19 protein-coding genes and 1 pseudogene are annotated in these 18,939 nt (G+C 39.1%); 7 read left to right on the top strand and 13 right to left on the bottom strand.

Annotated elements, in window-relative coordinates; translation table 11 throughout:
• The 3 genes and pseudogenes from ACESK1_RS06615 to ACESK1_RS06605 form a co-directional block, all read right to left on the bottom strand.
• A pseudogene (locus tag ACESK1_RS06615) lies at positions 1 to 1,385 on the bottom strand (CUB protein); the annotation flags it as partial.
• Positions 1,386 to 1,409: 24 nt separating this feature from the next.
• A complete protein-coding gene (locus ACESK1_RS06610) occupies positions 1,410 to 2,246 on the bottom strand; it encodes an ABC transporter permease (RefSeq protein WP_372919170.1) in 837 nt (278 codons plus the stop codon).
• Position 2,247: 1 nt separating this feature from the next.
• On the bottom strand, positions 2,248 to 3,153 hold the full coding sequence (locus ACESK1_RS06605; protein ID WP_372919168.1) for an ABC transporter ATP-binding protein: 906 nt from the start codon (positions 3,151 to 3,153) through the stop codon (positions 2,248 to 2,250).
• A 94-nt stretch (positions 3,154 to 3,247) separates the two neighbouring features.
• Between ACESK1_RS06605 and ACESK1_RS06600 the strand changes: the two genes are divergently transcribed.
• Entirely contained in the window at positions 3,248 to 4,315 is a 1,068-nt protein-coding gene (locus tag ACESK1_RS06600) for a hypothetical protein (protein WP_372919166.1), read from the top strand.
• A gap of 35 nt (positions 4,316 to 4,350) precedes the next feature.
• Here the strand turns inward: ACESK1_RS06600 and ACESK1_RS06595 are convergent, their stop codons facing one another.
• The 6 genes from ACESK1_RS06595 to ACESK1_RS06570 form a co-directional block, all read right to left on the bottom strand.
• Entirely contained in the window at positions 4,351 to 5,409 is a 1,059-nt protein-coding gene (locus tag ACESK1_RS06595) for a nucleoid-associated protein (protein ID WP_372919164.1), read from the bottom strand.
• Between the two features lie 276 nt (positions 5,410 to 5,685).
• Positions 5,686 to 6,186, bottom strand: a complete 501-nt coding sequence (locus ACESK1_RS06590; RefSeq protein WP_372919162.1) for a hypothetical protein — start codon at positions 6,184 to 6,186, stop codon at positions 5,686 to 5,688.
• Between the two features lie 50 nt (positions 6,187 to 6,236).
• Positions 6,237 to 7,253, bottom strand: coding sequence for a COX15/CtaA family protein (locus tag ACESK1_RS06585; protein WP_372919160.1), 1,017 nt, complete (start codon positions 7,251 to 7,253; stop codon positions 6,237 to 6,239).
• Between the two features lie 43 nt (positions 7,254 to 7,296).
• A complete protein-coding gene (locus tag ACESK1_RS06580; protein ID WP_372919158.1) occupies positions 7,297 to 8,715 on the bottom strand; it encodes a CCA tRNA nucleotidyltransferase in 1,419 nt (472 codons plus the stop codon).
• A 110-nt stretch (positions 8,716 to 8,825) separates the two neighbouring features.
• Positions 8,826 to 9,395: an L-threonylcarbamoyladenylate synthase gene (locus ACESK1_RS06575; protein ID WP_372919156.1), complete on the bottom strand. Its 570-nt coding sequence runs from the start codon at positions 9,393 to 9,395 to the stop codon at positions 8,826 to 8,828.
• Positions 9,382 to 10,500: a glycosyltransferase family 4 protein gene (locus ACESK1_RS06570; RefSeq protein ID WP_372919155.1), complete on the bottom strand. Its 1,119-nt coding sequence runs from the start codon at positions 10,498 to 10,500 to the stop codon at positions 9,382 to 9,384. The genes ACESK1_RS06575 and ACESK1_RS06570 overlap by 14 nt, the downstream gene beginning before the upstream one ends.
• A gap of 147 nt (positions 10,501 to 10,647) precedes the next feature.
• On the opposite strand from ACESK1_RS06570, the gene ACESK1_RS06565 reads away from it, so the two are divergent.
• Genes ACESK1_RS06565 through ACESK1_RS06555 form a run of 3 tightly spaced genes read left to right on the top strand, consistent with a single transcriptional unit; the run spans position 10,648 to position 13,351 of the window.
• The gene (locus tag ACESK1_RS06565; protein ID WP_372919153.1) at positions 10,648 to 11,781 is read left to right on the top strand and encodes a glycosyltransferase family 4 protein; all 1,134 of its coding nucleotides are present in this window, start codon (positions 10,648 to 10,650) and stop codon (positions 11,779 to 11,781) included.
• Positions 11,778 to 12,527 carry a lipopolysaccharide kinase InaA family protein gene (locus ACESK1_RS06560; protein ID WP_372919151.1) on the top strand — a complete coding sequence of 250 codons (750 nt, stop codon included), beginning with the start codon at positions 11,778 to 11,780 and terminating at the stop codon, positions 12,525 to 12,527. Before ACESK1_RS06565 ends, ACESK1_RS06560 begins: the two co-directional genes overlap by 4 nt.
• The gene (locus ACESK1_RS06555; protein ID WP_372919149.1) at positions 12,524 to 13,351 is read left to right on the top strand and encodes a glycosyltransferase family 2 protein; all 828 of its coding nucleotides are present in this window, start codon (positions 12,524 to 12,526) and stop codon (positions 13,349 to 13,351) included. Before ACESK1_RS06560 ends, ACESK1_RS06555 begins: the two co-directional genes overlap by 4 nt.
• Here ACESK1_RS06555 and ACESK1_RS06550 read toward each other — a convergent pair.
• Genes ACESK1_RS06550 through ACESK1_RS06540 form a run of 3 tightly spaced genes read right to left on the bottom strand, consistent with a single transcriptional unit; the run spans position 13,348 to position 16,148 of the window.
• On the bottom strand, positions 13,348 to 14,253 hold the full coding sequence (locus ACESK1_RS06550; RefSeq protein WP_372919147.1) for an ATP-grasp fold amidoligase family protein: 906 nt from the start codon (positions 14,251 to 14,253) through the stop codon (positions 13,348 to 13,350). The genes ACESK1_RS06555 and ACESK1_RS06550 overlap by 4 nt on opposite strands.
• 33 nt (positions 14,254 to 14,286) lie before the next feature.
• On the bottom strand, positions 14,287 to 15,333 hold the full coding sequence (locus ACESK1_RS06545) for a glycosyltransferase family 9 protein (RefSeq protein ID WP_372919145.1): 1,047 nt from the start codon (positions 15,331 to 15,333) through the stop codon (positions 14,287 to 14,289).
• Entirely contained in the window at positions 15,333 to 16,148 is an 816-nt protein-coding gene (locus ACESK1_RS06540) for a 2,3,4,5-tetrahydropyridine-2,6-dicarboxylate N-succinyltransferase (protein ID WP_372919143.1), read from the bottom strand. Before ACESK1_RS06540 ends, ACESK1_RS06545 begins: the two co-directional genes overlap by 1 nt.
• 88 nt (positions 16,149 to 16,236) lie before the next feature.
• Here ACESK1_RS06540 and ruvX point away from each other — a divergent pair, with 88 nt between their 5' ends.
• The 3 genes from ruvX to ACESK1_RS06525 are packed head-to-tail and all read left to right on the top strand — an operon-like array spanning position 16,237 to position 17,773.
• Complete coding sequence (gene ruvX, locus ACESK1_RS06535) at positions 16,237 to 16,644, top strand: Holliday junction resolvase RuvX (RefSeq protein ID WP_372919141.1); 408 nt, start codon at positions 16,237 to 16,239, stop codon at positions 16,642 to 16,644.
• A gap of 57 nt (positions 16,645 to 16,701) precedes the next feature.
• Positions 16,702 to 17,292: a peptide deformylase gene (gene def, locus ACESK1_RS06530; protein WP_372919139.1), complete on the top strand. Its 591-nt coding sequence runs from the start codon at positions 16,702 to 16,704 to the stop codon at positions 17,290 to 17,292.
• 58 nt (positions 17,293 to 17,350) lie between these two features.
• Positions 17,351 to 17,773, top strand: a complete 423-nt coding sequence (locus ACESK1_RS06525; RefSeq protein ID WP_372919137.1) for a DUF5606 domain-containing protein — start codon at positions 17,351 to 17,353, stop codon at positions 17,771 to 17,773.
• Between the two features lie 224 nt (positions 17,774 to 17,997).
• Here ACESK1_RS06525 and ACESK1_RS06520 read toward each other — a convergent pair.
• A partial coding sequence (locus ACESK1_RS06520) for an MFS transporter (RefSeq protein WP_372919135.1) occupies positions 17,998 to 18,939 on the bottom strand: 942 nt, incomplete at its 5' end.

Here is an 18,939-nt window from a genome sequence, read left to right as displayed (position 1 = left end):
CCGGAAGAAGCGTAAGTATGCTTCGGAGCTTCTGAAGTTGAAGAATTTCCGTCTCCGAATTCCCATTTTACCGAATCGAAAGGTTCATCACTGGTAATGAAAAATTCAGTTTGATTCCCCAGACACAGATTTCTGAAATCAAAATTGGTTAGAAATAATGACTGTATAAATGGAGGAAGCCCGAGTTTAACTACGCCTGGTCTTATTCCTATACTGTTATGAGCGTAATTAACGGAATTGATTGTAGCTTCCGGATTTTTTATAACAGACATAAACCGATGTCGTTGTTCAAATACCGGGTAACCTGCCCGGTAAATTCTTCCGTCTATTGCAAGTTGCAAAGCTCCGGCTACGTTGTTGGTACTGGATACGGTTTTCTGGGAACTCGCAATATTACTACTCTCCAGGTCATACTGGTAAAGATCACTATTTAGTAAAACATCTTCCTCATTATAGATATTTGCGGTGACATAAAGTTTGGTAGACTTTGGGGAAAATTCCACGCCGTAGGGATAGGAGTCTACCAGTAAAATCTTTTCATCGCTAACCTTTCCGGTTAAATTGTCAAAGTTGTATAAAAACACTTTTCCAGATTTTTTGGTTCCCGTGCGCGGGCTGCCCAGGGCAGTAGAGCTATTTACAGAGGCTATCATTTTTGCATCGGGGGAAATCTTCATATAACCAATGGCGGTTACATTTATGTTATTTTCATCCAGTCGGGGAGGAACTGAATTTGGGGTAGTTGAAACCACCGGGTTTGTATTAACACCTTGAGCACTTACTTTAAATGCCAGAAACCGATTAAAAAACTGGGTGACCACCCAAAATGAGCTGCCATCAGCGTGGTTAACAGCGGAAATTTTTTCTGAATTCTTAAACTCATTTTCAACAGGGTCAGTGGGATCATAGGTGATAAGATGGATATTTTTCCTATTTGGTACTACATCTCCAAATCCGTTGTTGAGAGACATGTCGATCTCAGTGTAATTTACACCCTCTATGGGATCGTCTTCAATTTGGTAATAATCGGGTTTATCTACGGTGAAGATGTAATACTTGCCCGGATTTGCAGGTTTGGGTACGATAATCGCCGATTGTGTGCTGGAGACATTTCCTTTCAGGCCATAGCCATTAGGCATCCGGTTATGCTGGCGATCATATACCTGAATTCCATCAGTATAAAAAAGCAAATTTCCGGAACGATCTGAGATTGTAGCACAGCCTTCAACAGTCTGGAGATTTCCGTTCTGGGGTATGGGTGTGCCGGTGTTAAAATCCAGCCCGGCCCTGTCGCCAAAATACCAGTTTGCGGCTTCCCTTTGAGCCAATAACGGCTGGGAAAGGGCAAAGCAAAATATAAGGAACAAGTAAGCAGAGAATTTCATATTGGTATTGTGTGTTCCAATGTATTATAAATCCCGCTTCTTTAATAATTTATACGACAGAAGGACAAAAATAACCGTCCAACCGAGCACGATAAGAAGGTCGGTGAAATGAACAGCATAATCTTTTTCAATATCAGAGCCCATTTGAGAAGCGGCCATCTGCACTGCTCCAAGTCGGCTTAAGGGTTCTACAAGGAGTTTACTCATCGCTTCCAGAGGAAAAAATCCTGCAATTCTATCTGCGATCTCTGAATCACGAAACAACCTCCATTTCATTAGACCATAAGCGATGTTTTCTAAAACCCACCAGATGAAGATAAATCCCAGGGCAAAGGCAGATCTTTTGATAAGCATTCCTGCAAACATACAGAAAGCGAAAAAACCGGTCAGGTTTAGAAAGTACGCCAGTAGATATTCCATATCTGAAAAGATGATGGAAACTTCAGTGTAGTCAGAAAACGAGAGACCCAGCAAGAGCGAAAGAATAAATACAAAAAGGGTAGAAGCCAATGCAAAAACCAAAACGGTTAGAAATTTCGAACTTATAAATTCCTTTTTGCTTAATCCGTCTATTAAGTTCTGTTTGAGAGTGCGGTTGCTGTATTCATTCGATATCATTGAGACAATAACAATCGCCAGAAATAATTTCAGAAAAGCAGCAATATAGGTGTTGAAATGCCAGATGAATGGAAAATTAAAGATGCCCTGATCTGCCACTCTGAATTCAAGGTTTCCTATATTGAATTCTATGGAAGCGATAAGTGCTATAAAGCTAAGTAGGATAAAGTAAGTTAGTACCAGAATCTTTGCTGAACGGCTATATCTTAATTTGTGAAATTCTATGTCTAATAATCGTAACATTTTAGGCAGAATTAGTTTGTTTAGTTAACTCCAAAAACTGTTCTTCCAGGCTTTCGCGGCGTTTCACGAGATAGGAAATAGAAAGACCTTTCTCGAAAATGTACTCGTTAATAGTCTCAGGCTCCATAGGTTCTGCAAGAATAGCGGTAATCAGGTCATTTTTTTCTAAAACCTTTGCGATGTGAGGATGACCCTCCAGGATCTGGATAAGTAAATCTTTATTTTTAGCTTTCAACTCAAAGAAACCGTGGCTGGCATTAATTCCATCTACGGGACCACTGTATAATTTTTGCCCTTTTCTTATTATTACCACATGGGTGCATACTTTCTCAACTTCGTCCAACAGGTGAGAGGCCAGTAAAATTGTTGTGCCGCCGGCAGCGATCTTTCTAATGATCTCCCTAATTTGATGAATCCCCTGAGGATCGAGCCCGTTGGTGGGTTCATCCAGAATAAGTATTTCAGGGTCGTTCAATAAGGCTGAAGCAATAGCAAGGCGTTGTTTCATACCCAGGGAAAACGTCCTGAATTTGCTGTCTTTTCTATCAAGTAGGCCAACCAATGTTAATTTCTCTTCAATTTTTCCTTTGTTTACTCCCTTGATCTTGCAAACAAGTTCAAGATTCTGAACAGCCGTCATGTACGGATAGAAATTAGGATGCTCAATAATAGCCCCTACTTTCTTAAGTGCTTCGTGTGTAGATTCGAAGCCTTCAAACCAGGAGAAACTTCCGCTGGTTTTATTTACCACATTAAGGATCATTCCCAGAGTTGTGGATTTTCCACTGCCGTTAGGTCCCAGAATTCCATACACATTTCCTCTTTCAATAGTAAAGGAAAGCTGATCAACAGCGGTGAGAGAACCGAATTTCTTGGTGAGTTGGTTTATTTTTAAAATTGTTTCCAAAATCGAAGAAATATTTTGTAATATGACTACTAAGGTAAGCTTTTGTTACAGAGTTCAAATGAGATAGCTTATTTTTGAAAAAAGCTAATGCAGCATGGAAGAAAAATTAATGTCCAGGAAAAAACCTTCATTTCCTGTAAATGAGAGATTTAATCGTTACCTGGCAAAACATAATCGTAACACTAAGATTCCCGTTTTTTACGACGATCTCTTAAGGTTTGCAGGTTCAATTGTGGTTTACGATCAACATGAACAGGATACTTTCTGGGTGCGGTGTTATTATGAAGATCATGAGCGTTTGGAAATCGATGAAAGCCTGAAACAGGTTTATACCATTCTGCATTCTGACGGAAGTGACGATTCCCTGGAATTTCTTAACATCGATGCTATAGATTACTGCACTTTCGGAAATTCAAAACCTTTCCGTGTACGGGTGCGTAATATTCTGAATGACAGTTTTACCTATTTTTATGTAAAAAAAGCTGATGCTTCCAGGATCTACGGACTCGAATTTGAGCACCTGCTTTCCCCGCATCGTATTAATTTCCTGGTTTATAAAGACACCCTTATTGAAGAGCATATTGCAGGGATTCCCGGCGATGTTTTTATTGAGGAGCATTTACCGGCCTGTGATAACCGCGCCCAAACACAAATCGCTAAACAGTTTGTGAAGTTCAACGAACGCTGTACGGTAAGGTTGCTGGGCGATATGAGATCTTATAATTATGTGGTGATTCCTACCCACGATTTTGATCATGTTGAATATCAGATTAGAGCGATAGATTTCGACCAGCAGTGTTATGAAGGAAATTTGAAGGTCTACCGGCCACAGTTTTTCAAAGAGAACTATACCATGGTGAAACTGGTTCAGGAGAAATTACAGGAGTCTTCCATTGAACAGTATAGAAAAGAAGAGCGTTCTCTACTAGCCAAAAGGATGATCAATACAAGACCTCGTTACAAAGAACTGATAAGATGTATGATAAATGATCATGTTTCCAGTCAGCAGAATGTTAAGCAACTTCGGAAGGAGCTCTACAGATACACTAATGATATGAAGTTTAAGCGTGCCAATACGATGGGGCAGATCCTACGTACCGCGTTGGATTTTGTAATGCGTAATTACGAAGATGTAAATATGAGACGACTCCTCCAGGATTAAATAAAAAAAGGGACCGTCGGGTCCCTTTTTCATTGTTAGCTTTTCTCTTCTTTGTTGAAGTATACCAGGTAATAATACATCTGTTTTTCTTCGTCCCAGCCTTTTTCAACAAACTTATCAGCAGATTCAGCGTTAACGAAATCCATCTTGATCTGGATGTTGGTATCCAGGTTTATTACGTTTTTGATTTTTTTACGCGCATCGGTTACCGCCTTATTGGCAATAGGAAAATCGGTGAGATCTTCAATCTTGTATTTAGGGGCTTTTTCTGTTTTATAATGCTGAAATTCTGGTAGAAGATCAGGATTGTCGATAACCGAATTAAGAAAGTTACTTTCTTCGAAAGCATCATTTTTGGCAAAATAATCCATACTTCGGTTCATGAACATTACTTCCTGTTTTTTATCTTCTGCAGGTAAAACCACGTCTTTTGCGAAATTCTTACAGAAATTCAGGTAGGACTTGGTGTTGTAATTGTCATCCCGCATCACATCTACTCCCAGGAAATTTTCCAGCCAGTATTTGGTGTCGTATTTATTGGAATCTACTGAAAGGATCTTGTAACCTTCAGCACGGTTTTTATTGAAAATTAATGCGCCTTTATCCAGCTTGTTGAGGTTGATTCCCTGCTGAACGATCATATCCAGAATGCTTCCTTTTTCTTCAAACTGAAGGAAATCATGTTTTAGCTCCGATTTAAAGATCCCTATAGCCGAAACCTTCTCATTATCGAGCTGCATATTTTCAAAATAAACAACATATACCTCGCCGCTTTTAATATGTGGATGCGAAGACTGTTCAAAAAGCAAAGTGGTGATTTTCTTTGACACCTCATGAATGCCCGAAGGATTGTCGAAGATGGCATTGGCCATATTATAAAGCTCGTTGAACTCTATATCAGACTCATGTGCAAAATTGTAATAATTTTCTTCTTTTTCTCTGAAAGGCTTAAGGAAATATTCCTTAATAAGCGGCATGATCTCATCGTTTAACTGATATGGCGATGCCGATAAAAATAGGTTTTCGTTTCTGCTTTTATTGCCTACCCTGTGAATAGAAAGCGATTCAATTTGAGCATTAAAAAGGTTGATCATAATTAAAATTTTAGTCATTTCCGCGAAGGCGGAAATCTATTATTTTGTCATTTCCGTCCCGCAAAAAGGCGGGACAAACTTCGGCGGAAATCAGTTTAGTCATTGCAAAATTCTGGTCCGTGGGATTTCACAAAAAGAAATTCCCTGGGAAGAGTTTTTAGATTCAGGTGTAATAGTAAGGAAATTTTACTTCTGAAATCGACAACTTTAAAACTTTAAAGCAATAAAATGTTTGGAAAATCATCCCGAAGCAAGTTCAGGATGATTGCTTCGCAATCAATTCCAATTTTCGTCGAAAGACAGGTTATCGTAATCGTCGATATCCAGATCGTCATCAAATTCTCCTGCGATATCATCATCTTCAGCAACGAACTCCTTGTCAGGAGCTGAATCCGGCAATTGTCCGTGTACGAACATCAAATTGGGATAATCGCGACCTTCTTCAATTTCAGCGATCTCACCAAGTTCAATGAGGAAGGTCCACATATTCAAAAAGTCGTATACATATATGATCTTCCTGTTTTTATCATCCAGAACACTCTCCAGAGTGGTTTCATTCATAAGGCGAACTTCGCCACCCATATCGAATTGTGAAATTTCTTCGCCTTGGTTCCAGTCTTCATCACTCAAGTAAAAAGAGGCCATTTCAGTACCATCAAATCCAAAAGACTGGACGATAGTATTATGAAGGTCTTCTAATGTACTTTCCTGAAGTATTTCTATATCCCTGAAAACATCTTCTTCTGCATCGAGAATTACTCTAAATCTGTAAACCATAATAAAAAATTTAAGGCTTCAAAGTTACGGTTTTTAGATGAGAATGAAAGCTATTTGGTAAATCTGTGCAGGGTGTAAGTCATAGCCGCCAGAAGAAAAAATGCGCCAACCTGGTGTGCTACTCCCAACCATACCGGTACATAAAGGATTAAGGTATACACCCCAAGTAAAAATTGCACGCCCAGTAAGATCAACAAAGTATTGATTGCTGTTGCGTGGCGGTGTTCAGGAGCTAATTTTCTGGACCTGTACCAGATGTAAAGGATAACACCCACAACGATATACGCAAGATACCTGTGCACGAACTGGACACCACTTTTACCTTCAATAAAATTCATTATAAGTGGTTCCTGCTCGATCCAAACGGTTTCATGAATTAGTTTTCCTTCAGACATCAATGGCCAGGTATTATGTATAAAACCGGCATCGAGCCCTGCTACAAAAGCCCCCCAAATGATTTGCAGAATAAGAATTACCATTCCGACCCTTAGCAGGTTTCTGAAACTTTTGTCAATACTGCTTCGGTTAGGGTAAATAAGATCCAGGGCAACCCACAGCGTATAGGCAAAAGTCAGAAAAGCTGTTACCAGGTGAGCTGCAAGTCTGTAATGACTTACATCTGGCATATCTACAAGTCCGCTTTTTACCATATACCAGCCCAGAAATCCCTGGAAACCTCCTAGAAGGAGTAAAATGAGCGATTTTTTAATTGTAGGTTTGGTGAGCTGTTTGGTAATAATAAAATATAGAAAAGGAATGATGAAAACTATTCCTATTAACCTTCCAAGCACACGGTGAAGCCATTCCCAAAAATAAATACCTTTAAATTCCTCGAGGGTAAAATGATAATTTTTCTTTTGATATTCGGGAAATTGCTTGTAATATTCAAACTCATCTATCCATTCCTGCTCATTCAGGGGGGGAATAGTACCTGTGATAAGTTTATAATCTGAAATCGATAATCCGGAATGTGTTAAGCGTGTTATTCCGCCCACGATAACCATGATAAAAATCAGAATGCAACCCGTAAACAGCCAGTAAACTACTTTTTTATTGTCTTTTTTCATCAGTTGAAAATAATAGGCTCATAAATAATTATAAAAAAGAACCTCAGTTAGCCGTTAAACCAAGCTCCTTTCCTTTTTTTAGCATTAACTCCCGGGCAGCATCATGTTCGTTAGGGATTTCGCCTTCCAGGATTGCCTCTTTAATGGTTTCTTTTATAATACCAATCTCTCTGGAAGGTTTTATATTGAAGGTTTCCATGATTTCTTCACCACTCACCGGCGGTTGAAAATTACGCACGTGGTCTCGCTCTTCCACTTCCTTCATCTTAGACCGAACCAATTTGAAATTGTTATGATACTTCTTAAAGCGCTTAGGATTTTTTGTGGTTATATCGGCTTCGCAAAGTGTCATCAGGTCATCTATATCCTCTCCTGCATCGAAAATGAGCCTTCGAACCGCTGAGTCAGTAACATCGTTATCAACTATAGCGATAGGGCGGGAGCTCATCAGTACGAGCTTCTGCACATATTTCATTTTATCGTTGAGCGGTAACCGAAGACGTTTAAAAAGTTTATAAACCATTTTGGCTCCAACAAATTCGTGTCCGTGAAAAGTCCATCCAATTTTTTTATGAAATTTCTTGGTAGGTGCTTTTCCTATATCGTGTAAAAGTGCTGCCCAGCGCAACCAAAGATCATCGGTATTTTCTGCAATATTATCAACTACTTCAAGGGTGTGCCAGAAGTTGTCTTTATGACGCTGACCTTCGATCTCATCAATGCCTTCAAGTGCAGTAAGTTCAGGCATAATAATTTGAAGCAAACCTGTTTTATGCAGAAGAGAAAATCCTTTTGAAGGTTTTTCTGCGAGTATTATTTTATGAATCTCATCGGTAATCCTTTCTTTAGAAATGATCTTGATCCTATCCTTATTCCTTGAAATTGCTTCCAGGGATTCCTTTTCGATCTTAAAATTTAATTGAGTGGCAAACCTGATGGCTCGTAACATCCTAAGTGGATCATCGGAATAAGTGATGTCGGGATCCAGCGGGGTTCTTATAATTTTGGCCTCTAAATCTTCCAGCCCGTCAAACGGATCCAGAAGATCCCCGTAATTTTTCTCATTTAACCCCAGGGCCAGGGCGTTTATGGTGAAATCCCTGCGGTTTTGATCGTCTACAAGTGTACCGTCTTCTACCAGGGGTTTTCGACTGTCTTTTTGATAGCTTTCTCTGCGCGCGCCAACAAATTCAATTTCCATATCGAAGGCGCGAAGCATTGCCGTACCGTAGGTTTTAAAAACCTGAACTTTTGGTTTATGCGGAAGTTTTTGGGCTACTTTCTTTGCGAGTTCGATGCCACTGCCAACGGCAACAATATCTATATCTTTTGGTTCACCACGTTTTAGAATATAATCGCGAACAAAACCGCCAATTACGTAGCTTTCCAGTTGAAGCTCCTCAGAAGCCTCAGAAATTACTTTGAAAATATTATGAGTCAGGGCGTTTTTGTAATTCTCCACCTTTTGGGGTATTTGGGTATTCTGGCACTTCCGGCTCACCTACTTCTGGATTCTTTTCAATTTAAAACTCATTCAGGTTCAGAATGCAATAAATACCTTTTATATTTAATCTATTTCCTAATTACAGTCACCTTGCCGTCGTTTGTTAACTTAATGATAGCCGAAGGTTTTCCAGACTGTTTTGAGCGCTGCAAATTTACTACATAGTCCACACCTTTTAAAATCTCGGGGCTAATTTGAGCATAGGATTGAGGAGTTTTTTCACCACTTATGTTGGCCGAGGTGGAAACGATAGGTTTTCTGAATCTTTTAACCATTTCATTGCTGAATTTATCTTTAGAAACCCTAATGGCCAGCGAATTGTCATCGGCGATAAGATTCTCAGCAACCCTGATGGGATCATCGTAAATTATGGTGGTGGGTTTATCGGCGTATTTCAGGATGTCGTAAGCTACTTCAGGTACGTCTTCCACAAACTGGTTCAGCATTTTATAATCTGAAACCAGGCAAATTAACGCCTGACTCTCGTGGCGTTTTTTTAAAGCATAAACCTTATCTACGGCATCTGCATTAGTCGCATCGCAGCCAATGCCCCAAACGGTATCGGTAGGGTATAGGATGAGCCCACCTCGTTTCAGGGTTTCCAGGCAGTTTTGCATTTCGGTTTTATAATCGCTCATGGAGTATTTTTTTATATTCAATTAAAGTTTTTTCCATCATAATTTCAGAAGTGAAATTCTGTAATACCATTTGATGGGAAATTTCTGCAAATTTCGGGATCAATTCTTCATTTTCAGCTAAAATCAAGATGTTTTCGCATAATTTTTTATGATCGTGAGCCTGTGCAAGTAATCCGTTGATTTTATGCGTGATAATTTCGGATATTCCGCCAACACCGGTGCTGATTACCGGAATCTTATGAAAAAAAGATTCGTAAATAAATTGAGGGAGTCCTTCGCTTTCAGAAGTGATAATGGAAATATCGAATTGAGGGATGAGGGCCGCAGCATTTTCCCGGAATCCCAGGAAGCTAAAATGTTCTTCCAGTCCAAACTGTTTCACCTCCTGTAGAAGAGAACTGGTGCGGGGCTTTTCAAAACCTCCAATTTGGACAAAATGAAAGTCTTTTCTGTTTTCCCGGTTTATTAATTGATTAGCCGTCTTTACAAGGGTTTGTAGATCCTTTGCCTCTATATGATTGGCTATATTGCCAATTATTTTCCTTTCTGATGGTATTTTCAGAAAATTTCTGAGGTCAAGTCCGGGTTTTAAATTCCGCTGAAGCTCGGGATCGATCCCATGATAAAGGGTAACAAGTTTATTCTCATCTTGTATGCCTTCTGAAGTAACGTTCCTGGTTTTTTTTGAAACACAAAAGATTTTTTTAAGCTTCGGGTGGTTGTATTTATAAAGACTTTGCTTCCTGTTTCTAATGGGAAAACTGGTCTTTTTACTGAAAACCATTGGCGGTAGGTCCGCTAAATTATCTGCGATTATGGCCAGGCTAAGCGCGGTGGAATCGTGGATGTGAATAAGATCAATGTTTTCTTTCTTACAGATGGAAATGATCCTCCGGATATATCGTGGATCCATCTGAAAAGCCAGGGAAGCGGTAAGAAATTTTAAGTTGGTTTTCTCAAGACGTTTATGGAATAATTTCCCCTTTTTACATAGAATCTGGTTTTTAACTTCAGGATAATGCTCTTTAAATTCCCGGCATAGCAGTTCGATCTGGTTTTCACCACCACCCCAGTTATTAACTGCAGAAAGATGCAATATATTCATCTAGTTTTGCTTTTGATACTAACAAGCCAGCGACAAATCTAAGATTTTTTATGCCGTAATTGGCTATTGGTCTAAAGGTAGATTCCGGGATCATTTTTATTATAGAAATTAATTTGGGCTATCTTTGTCCCGGGAAATCTAAAAGTTATGAATGTTTTACATGTTTCCGGCGCTTCAAGCTGGGGTGGTAATGAACAACAATTTACTTATTTACTAGACGAGCTGCCAAAGCATGGCGTGAAACAATTCTTATTCTGTTACCGGGATTCTCCCCTGCATCAGGCGGCAAAGAATCATCCCGTCTCCATTATCGATATTCCTAAGATTAAACCGCATAAAAAAGCCTATCAGCAGACCTTGAATCAGGCAGTCATTGAAAACGGAATAGATGTAATTCACCTACACACCAGTAACGCGGTAACCGGTTATGTGCTGGCAGATATTTTTTATTCCCTGGACACACCTACCGTTTTCGCCCGAAAATCGGTGCGGAAAAGAAATAGTTTTCCCAGTATATTAAAATATAACTATAAGAATATTCATAAGGTTATTTCGATCTCTCAATATGTAGAGCGTCATTTTAAGCGGGTTTTATGGAAACGCAACCACCATAAATTTAATATAGTTTATAATGGGGTGCGCCCTGAAGAAATGAACCGAAAGGCGCCTTTTCAGTTACGGGAAAAGCTGCAATTAAAACCGGAAACTTTTTTAATCGGGAATATCGCAAACCACACTAAGGCTAAAGATCTCAAAACTCTTATTCGAACAATTGATGAATTGGTGCATAAACACCAGGTCACAGATATTCATGTGGTTCAAATTGGTGAATTTACCAAGAGAACCGATGCTATTCAAAAAGAGATCGCTAGGTATAAACTCGGGGATTATGTTACGCTCATGGGCTTTGTAGAAAAAGCTTCAGCGTTTTTGCCACAGTTTGATCTTTTTATAATGACCTCAGAAAGAGAAGGCGGGCCTTCCTCTATTGTCGAGTCATTTTTTCATAAAACTCCGGTTATTTCTACCAGAGTTGGAGTAGTAAATGAGGTTATTGATGATGGCGTAAACGGATTTTCTGCGGAAGTTGGAGATTATAAAAGCCTTGCCGAGAAGATTAAAAAGTTTAAAGAAACTCCTGAACTCCACGCTCAATTCCCCGAAAGGTCACACGAGATCTTTCAGAAAAAATTTACAGCCGAACAGCTTGGGAGAAATACTTTTAAGGTATACCAGGATCTGCTGAAGGAAAAAGGCAAATCCCAAAAAGTTTTAGTATGAGGTTTTTTATTGCTGAAGACTATAAAGTTCATAAAACCCGCATCCTTGAATTTATAAGTGATTTCAACCAGGCCGGAAGTGCGCTGGATGTTAATGCAAGGAACAGCATTAAGCTTTTTGAGCTCGACAATAAAACACTAAATATTAAAGCCTTTAGGAAACCAAATCTTATAAACAGGTTTGCATATCGTTTTTTCAGAAAATCTAAAGCAGAGCGATCTTTTGAGTATGCAGGATATTTGCTTAAAAATAACATTGGGACTCCCCATCCGGTGGCTTACGCTGAAGAACTTTCCGCATTTCAATTTCTTCGCAGCTATTATGTGAGCGAGCATCTGGACTATAATCTCACTTTTCGCGAACTTGACCTAAATATTTCGGGACATAAAGAAATTTTGAAAGCCTTTAGCCGTTTTACTTTTAAACTGCATGAAAATGAAGTAGAATTTCTGGATCATTCCCCTGGGAATACGCTAATTGTGCTCAGTGAACCTGAACCAAAATTCTATTTAGTAGATCTAAACCGGATGAATTTCAGGAAACTTGATTTCGAAGCCCGAATGAAAAATTTTTCCCGACTCACTCCCAAAAAAGAGATGGTAGAGGTCATGGCTTCAGAATATGCAAAATTAATCGGTAGGCCGGAAACTGAGGTTTTTGAAAAAATGTGGTTTTATACGGAACGCTTTCAATATAGGTTTATGAGGAAGCATCGTTGGAAAAAGAAATTAGGATTACGGAAATGAAAAATAAACCTCAAATTTCAGTTATAATCAGCACTTATAATGCTGTTGAATGGCTAAGGAAAACCTTAATCGGATATAAAATTCAGGATACCAAAGATTTCGAACTTGTCATTGCCGATGACGGATCTTCAGAAGAAACCAGGAATTTTCTGCATGAATTCGAAAAAGAAAGCCTGGTGCCGGTTATTCACGTTTGGCATGAAGATGATGGTTTTCAGAAATCAAAAATCCTGAATAAAGCGATCCTGGCCTGTAATGCCGATTATATTCTAATGAGTGATGGAGACTGCATACCCCGCAAGGATTTCGTGAGCACTCATTTAAAGTATAGGGAGGAGGGTTATTTTCTCTCGGGTGGTTATTTTAAGCTTCCCCTGGAGATCTCAAAAAGTATTACAGAGGAGGATATTATCGCCCAAAGATGTTTTGATAAAGCCTGGCTGAAGAAATACGGGTTGAAATCTTCCATAAAAAACATAAAACTCACCGCGGGAGAGAAAAGAGCATTTGTTCTCAATAATTTAACCCCAACCGGAGCAACATGGAACGGGCATAACGCAAGTGGTTGGAAAAAGGATATTCTTGCCGTTAATGGTTTTGATGAAAGGATGCAGTATGGCGGACAGGACCGCGAACTTGGAGAACGCCTTTTTAACCACGGAATTAAGTCGAAACAAATTCGTTATTCGGCAGTTTGTGTGCATTTAGATCATCCCCGAAGTTACAAAACTCCTGAATCTATAGCTTTTAATAAACAAATACGAAAAGAAACGAGGGAACAGAAAAAAACTTTTACAGCTTTCGGCATTGAAAAAAAAGGCTAAATACCGGTAATTTCGTTTTTGCCTGCCGGAATTTCCGGTAATGCCATGTAATCACCTATAATCTTGTTATATTCATCGGGAAGGTAAGGGTAACGGCCATCGGCAGGATAAAACGTCATTTCCCCAAAGATAATCTTCGCGTTTATATCGTAGAGGTCTACTCGTACAAAAGGAAAATTTGCGGCTAATTTTGTAGCCACCTCTTTCATTTCTTCAAAGGTTTCCGGCCTGGCAGCCTCTCCTTCAAAATAGGGAATAGCTTTGCGGTAAAACGGCGCTTTTTTCCACTGAAGATCGTAATTGCACCTTAAATCTACCCCGTCAACCTGAACAGTGATTTCCACGTATCGCGGTTTCCCGTTGAAACAATAAAATTTAAAATCGCTGGCATCGTTTTTTTCGATTTCCGGCAGGTATTTTTCGGCAATTATTCTTGGTGGAGTATTTTTATAAGCCCATTCCAATCCGCCGCGATAATATTGGTTCCTGTTCATCCATTTTTTAAATTTAAGACGGGCCTGAAATAAGTTCAGTTCCTCTTTATCTTTAACTATTAGGTTGAAGTTATAACCGTGAGCTGCCTTTAGAACAAACTGGTCAGGTAATTTATCGAAATCTACATCTTCTTCATTATCATAAACGGCATAAAGTTCATTGAGATAGCCGGGCCCGAGTTTTTCTTTTACATATTCCCTAACCGCATATTTGTCTACCAGTTTGCTAAGAATGGGTGGGTGATAGTAGACCTTTAACCATTGGATCTTTTCGTTGAATTCCTGTGGATCTTCCAGGTTTAATTTTTTGCCGGTATAGTATTCATAATAAAACTTCATGTAAACAGGGGCAGGCAGAAATTTAAATTTCTTGAGGATACCCAGGGTGAATTTCCGAAATGGATTCATTGGTTTGGTTTAGGCTTAAGATATCGACAAATTTTAAGCCAGTTTAATATCTTTTAAAAATTTTAAAAGTAAAGGAGAAATATAAGCGGGATTGAATTCCTGGTAGAGGACTGGGCTCGCTTTTTCATTTGTAAAAAGGTCCGGCTTAAAATCTCTAAGATGAACACTTCGATTGCGACCGTCTTCATAGATGGCCCAGGTTTCTTTAGCAATTTGAGGCGAAAATATCGCAAATGTTGGCACTCCTAAAGCCTTGGCCATATTGATTGCACCACCTTCGTTTCCGATCAAAGCATCACATTGAGCGGTGAGGGCGAGGAATTCCCTAAGGCTTTTTCCAAAAACATCCAGATGAATTCTTTTTTGGGTGTTGGGTGCACATAAATAATAGATTTCTTCAACTTCCTTTTTTTGCTTCGGAATATAATTGAATAGAAATTCAGCCTTGGTTTGTTCAGCGATTTGGTCGAGCAAAGTTGCCATATATGCAGCTGGATAGGTTTTTTCTTTCGAGCTCCCCAGAACACCTATCATAAGCAGAGGCTTTTCCTTAGCAATTCCAGCATCCTGAAGCTGTTTCTTAGCATTTGCCTTTTCTTCTTCCGTAAGATAGATCTTAGGTTTTAGTTCCTCAGTGATAGTCTTATCTAATGCCTTTAAAAGCAACATCCTGTTTTCAATAGCCAATCCGGCTTTAGTGTGCGGTTTACTGAGTCGTTCTATGGTCTTTGTGTAAAAATGAGAGGTGTACCACTTATGATACGAAATTCGAACCGGAGCTCCCGAGGCTTTACTTATGATTCCAGTAGCAATCTTGGAATATACGTCGATCACAGCATTATACTTTTCATTTCTGATCAATTTCAGAAAATTTAAAAACTTTTGAGGTTTCCCGTCCTCCTCAGGATTATAGTGGACGATCTTGTCTATAAATGGATTGTTTTTGATAACCTGTGAAGTATGCGGATAGATTAAATAATGCAGCTCAGCATCTGGATATTTTTTCCGTATGACCTCAAATAAGATTGAGGATGTAAGTACATCCCCAATCATCTTTTGCTGTATTATGAGTATTTTCATTAAACCGCTACATCATATTCTCTCAGCGCGTCGTTTAGAGAGGTTTTCTTGTTGGTAGATTCTTTTCTTTTTCCAATAATAAGAGCGCAGGGCACATTGAATTCTCCCGCTGGGAATTTCTTGGTATAGCTTCCCGGAATGACCACAGATCTTGCAGGAACTATTCCCTTCATTTCTTTTGGTTCATCACCGGTAACATCAATGATCTTGGTAGATGCGGTAAGTACCACATTTGCACCAAGAACAGCCTCTTTTTCCACTTTTACGCCTTCAACAACAATACTCCTTGATCCAAGAAAAGCATTGTCTTCTATAATTACCGGAGAAGCCTGAAGCGGTTCCAGCACGCCACCAATTCCAACTCCACCGCTAAGGTGAACGTTCTTACCTATTTGAGCGCAACTTCCCACTGTTGCCCAGGTATCTACCATCGTTCCTTCATCTACATAAGCGCCGATATTAACATAACTTGGCATCAATATAACTCCGCTAGAGATATAGGCTCCGTGGCGGGCAACCGCGTTAGGAACCACCCGAATTCCTTTTTCCTTATAGCCTCTTTTAAGTGGTATTTTATCGTGATATTCAAAAATCCCGGCTTCGAGGGTTTCCATTTTCTGAATAGGGAAATAAAGTACCACGCCTTTTTTTACCCATTCGTTTACCTGCCATCCGTTAGCTGTTGGTTCAGCTGTTCTAAGTTTTCCTTCGTCCAAAAGGTTTATCACTTCCCTAATGGCATCTGTGGTGTCCTTATCTTTAAGCAACTCCCGGTTCTCCCAGGCCGCGTTTATCTTCGCTTCTAAATGTTCCATAGTCTAAAATTTTAAGCAAATATAAGGGCTTCGGGCTAAATTTTGGCAGCAATGGATTATAAACATTACCTTTGCGCAAAATTATGGAATGGCACGTATTTTGGCTATAGATTATGGAACCAAACGCACCGGGATCGCGGTAACCGATGAGCTTCAGATAATTGCATCAGGGCTCACTACCGTTAATACCGAAACGCTCCTGGACTTTCTTCAGAGATATTTCAGGGAAGAAAAAGTGGAATTGGTACTTGTTGGAGAGCCGAAACAAAAAGACGGTGCGGCATCTCAAAGCGAGATTCATATTCAGGAATTTTTAAAAAGTTTTTCTGAAAAGTTTCCCGCCATGCCTGTAAAAAGGGTGGATGAAGCTTTTACATCGAAAATGGCATTCCAAACAATGATAGACAGCGGACTCAAAAAGAAGAAGCGCAGAGACAAAGCATTAATCGATGAGATTAGTGCCACGATTATTTTGCAAACTTATTTATACAATTAGGCATTTGTCCGCATTTAGTTTATCCAAATTTAGAAATTAAAAATTTCAATTTAAAAAATGATTTTACCAATAGTAGCCTACGGCGATCCTGTTTTAAGAAAAAAATGTAAGGAGATTCCTGAAGATTATCCAAAGTTAAAGGAATTGATTGATAATATGTGGGATACCATGTATAATGCTTATGGAGTTGGTCTTGCAGCTCCGCAGGTAGGGGTGCCTATCCGGCTTTTTATGATAGACCCGAGTCCGTTTGCAGAAGACCAGGAACTCGAGGAGCAGGAACGGGAACAACTAAATAATCTTAAAAAGGTTTTTATCAACCCTAAAATTGTAGAGGAAGAAGGCGATGAATGGGTTTTTAATGAGGGTTGTCTCAGTATTCCGGAAATCAGGGAAGATGTTTTTAGAAAACCGGTGATCACTATTGAGTATGTAGATGAAGATTTTAAAGCACATCGTGAGACTTATTCAGGTTTAGCCGCCAGGGTTATTCAACATGAATACGATCATATTGAAGGAATTCTCTTTACAGATAAACTTTCCAGCCTTAAAAAGAGATTATTAAAAGGTAAACTTGCCAATATTTCTAAAGGAAAAATAAAAATCGATTACAAAATGCGTTTTCCCGAAATGAAAAAAGGGAGGTAAAGGCTTTGATAATTAGTTCAGGCAAGTGATATTTGCCAGCCAAAATTGAAAACATACTATGGGATTAGAGAAAATATTAGCGATTTCAGGAAAGCCGGGTTTATATGAATTAACCGCCCAAAGCAGAGGTGGGTTTATTGTAAAATCCATTCCGGAAGGGAAAAAGATGGCGGTGAATATCCGTCACAATGTTAGCTTACTAAGCGAAATAGCGATCTATACATATACCGAAGAGGTACCTTTAGCAGATATCTTCGAAAAGATCAAAGAGAAGGAAAATGGAGGAGAGGCGATAAGTCCTAAATCTTCTAAAGCCGAAATGGAAAAATATTTCGCTGAAATCCTTCCCGATTATGACGTAGATCGTGTTTATACCAGTGATATGAAGAAAATATTTCAATGGTATAATCTGTTAATCAAAAACGGATATACAGAATTTGCCGACTCTGAAGAATCAAAAGATAAAAGCGAAGAAGAATAAATCTTTCGTTATATAAAATAAAAAGGCTGAAATTCATTTTTCAGCCTTTTTTGTTTCTAAGCGTATTCCTTTTTGATCCTGTCTTATTTTATTTTGCCCTCCGTGTCTTTTATGGTTTCCTGTTTATTGAAGAGTTTCTTTCCTCTAGCCAGAGCGATTTCCAACCTGATTGGAATCCATATAGTCCAAACGCAACAAACTTAAAATCTAGCCTTTAATTCGTTTTAGCTGTGTTTTGAAATTAACACTGTTTTTTTCTGAAATAATCCCCATAATCCCAGTGCCGGACCAATTGCAAGCAAACTCAAACTATAAACCGGTTCCAGCTGATGCAAATAGGTTATAAGTTGAATACTTACAATAGTAATTGCAAAGCCTACGGAATTTACAATGGTAAGCGCCGTCCCTTTAATTTCCGATGGGGCGTTTCCGGCAACAAGTGTGGAGAACAGGGGAGAATCTGCCACCACAACTATTCCCCAAAAGCTTAAAAATGCGATAAGTACTGCTGCCGAGGACTGAAGAAAAATAAAGGGAAAGACAATACAACATAAGCCTGATAACAATAAAGCGGTGGCCGCGGTTCGTTTTACCCCAGCAATTTCAGAAATGTAACCGCCCAAAACACAGGAAAGTCCACCGATTCCTATAATGATAAAAGACCAAAACGGAACATCAAAATCGCTTTGCGGGAATGAGAATTTATAAGCAGACAAAATAATGGGTACAAAAGTCCAAAAAGTATAAAGCTCCCACATATGGCCAAAATAACCGAATGCGGCCCTGCGTAAATTTTTATGCTTAAAAACGCTAAAAACAGCACCAATTTTAAACTTCCTTTTTGCTTTTCTAAAAGGTCCGTTAGGAACAAACCAAAAAATTAAAAGTCCGCCTAGGAATGCGAATGCGGAAGTAGCTATAATCACCCACCGCCAGGGCAAATCTTCAGTACCGGTGAATGTTTTCAAAAAATGCGGAAAAGCGGTGCCCAAAACCAGGGCGCCTACTAAAAAGCCAAGAGATTTCCCCAGATCTTTATCATAATAATCTGCAGCGATCTTCATTCCTACGGGATAGATTCCTGCTAAGGAAAATCCGGTGAGAAAACGCAGTAGGAGTAAGCTTTTTAAATTATTGTATTCGAGAATAATCCCCAGGTTAAAAAT

Origin of the sequence: Salegentibacter sp. (assembly GCF_041642575.1) — a bacterium.
Taxonomy (GTDB): Bacteria; Bacteroidota; Bacteroidia; order Flavobacteriales; family Flavobacteriaceae; genus Salegentibacter.
This window is presented reverse-complemented; position numbering and strand designations above follow the sequence as displayed.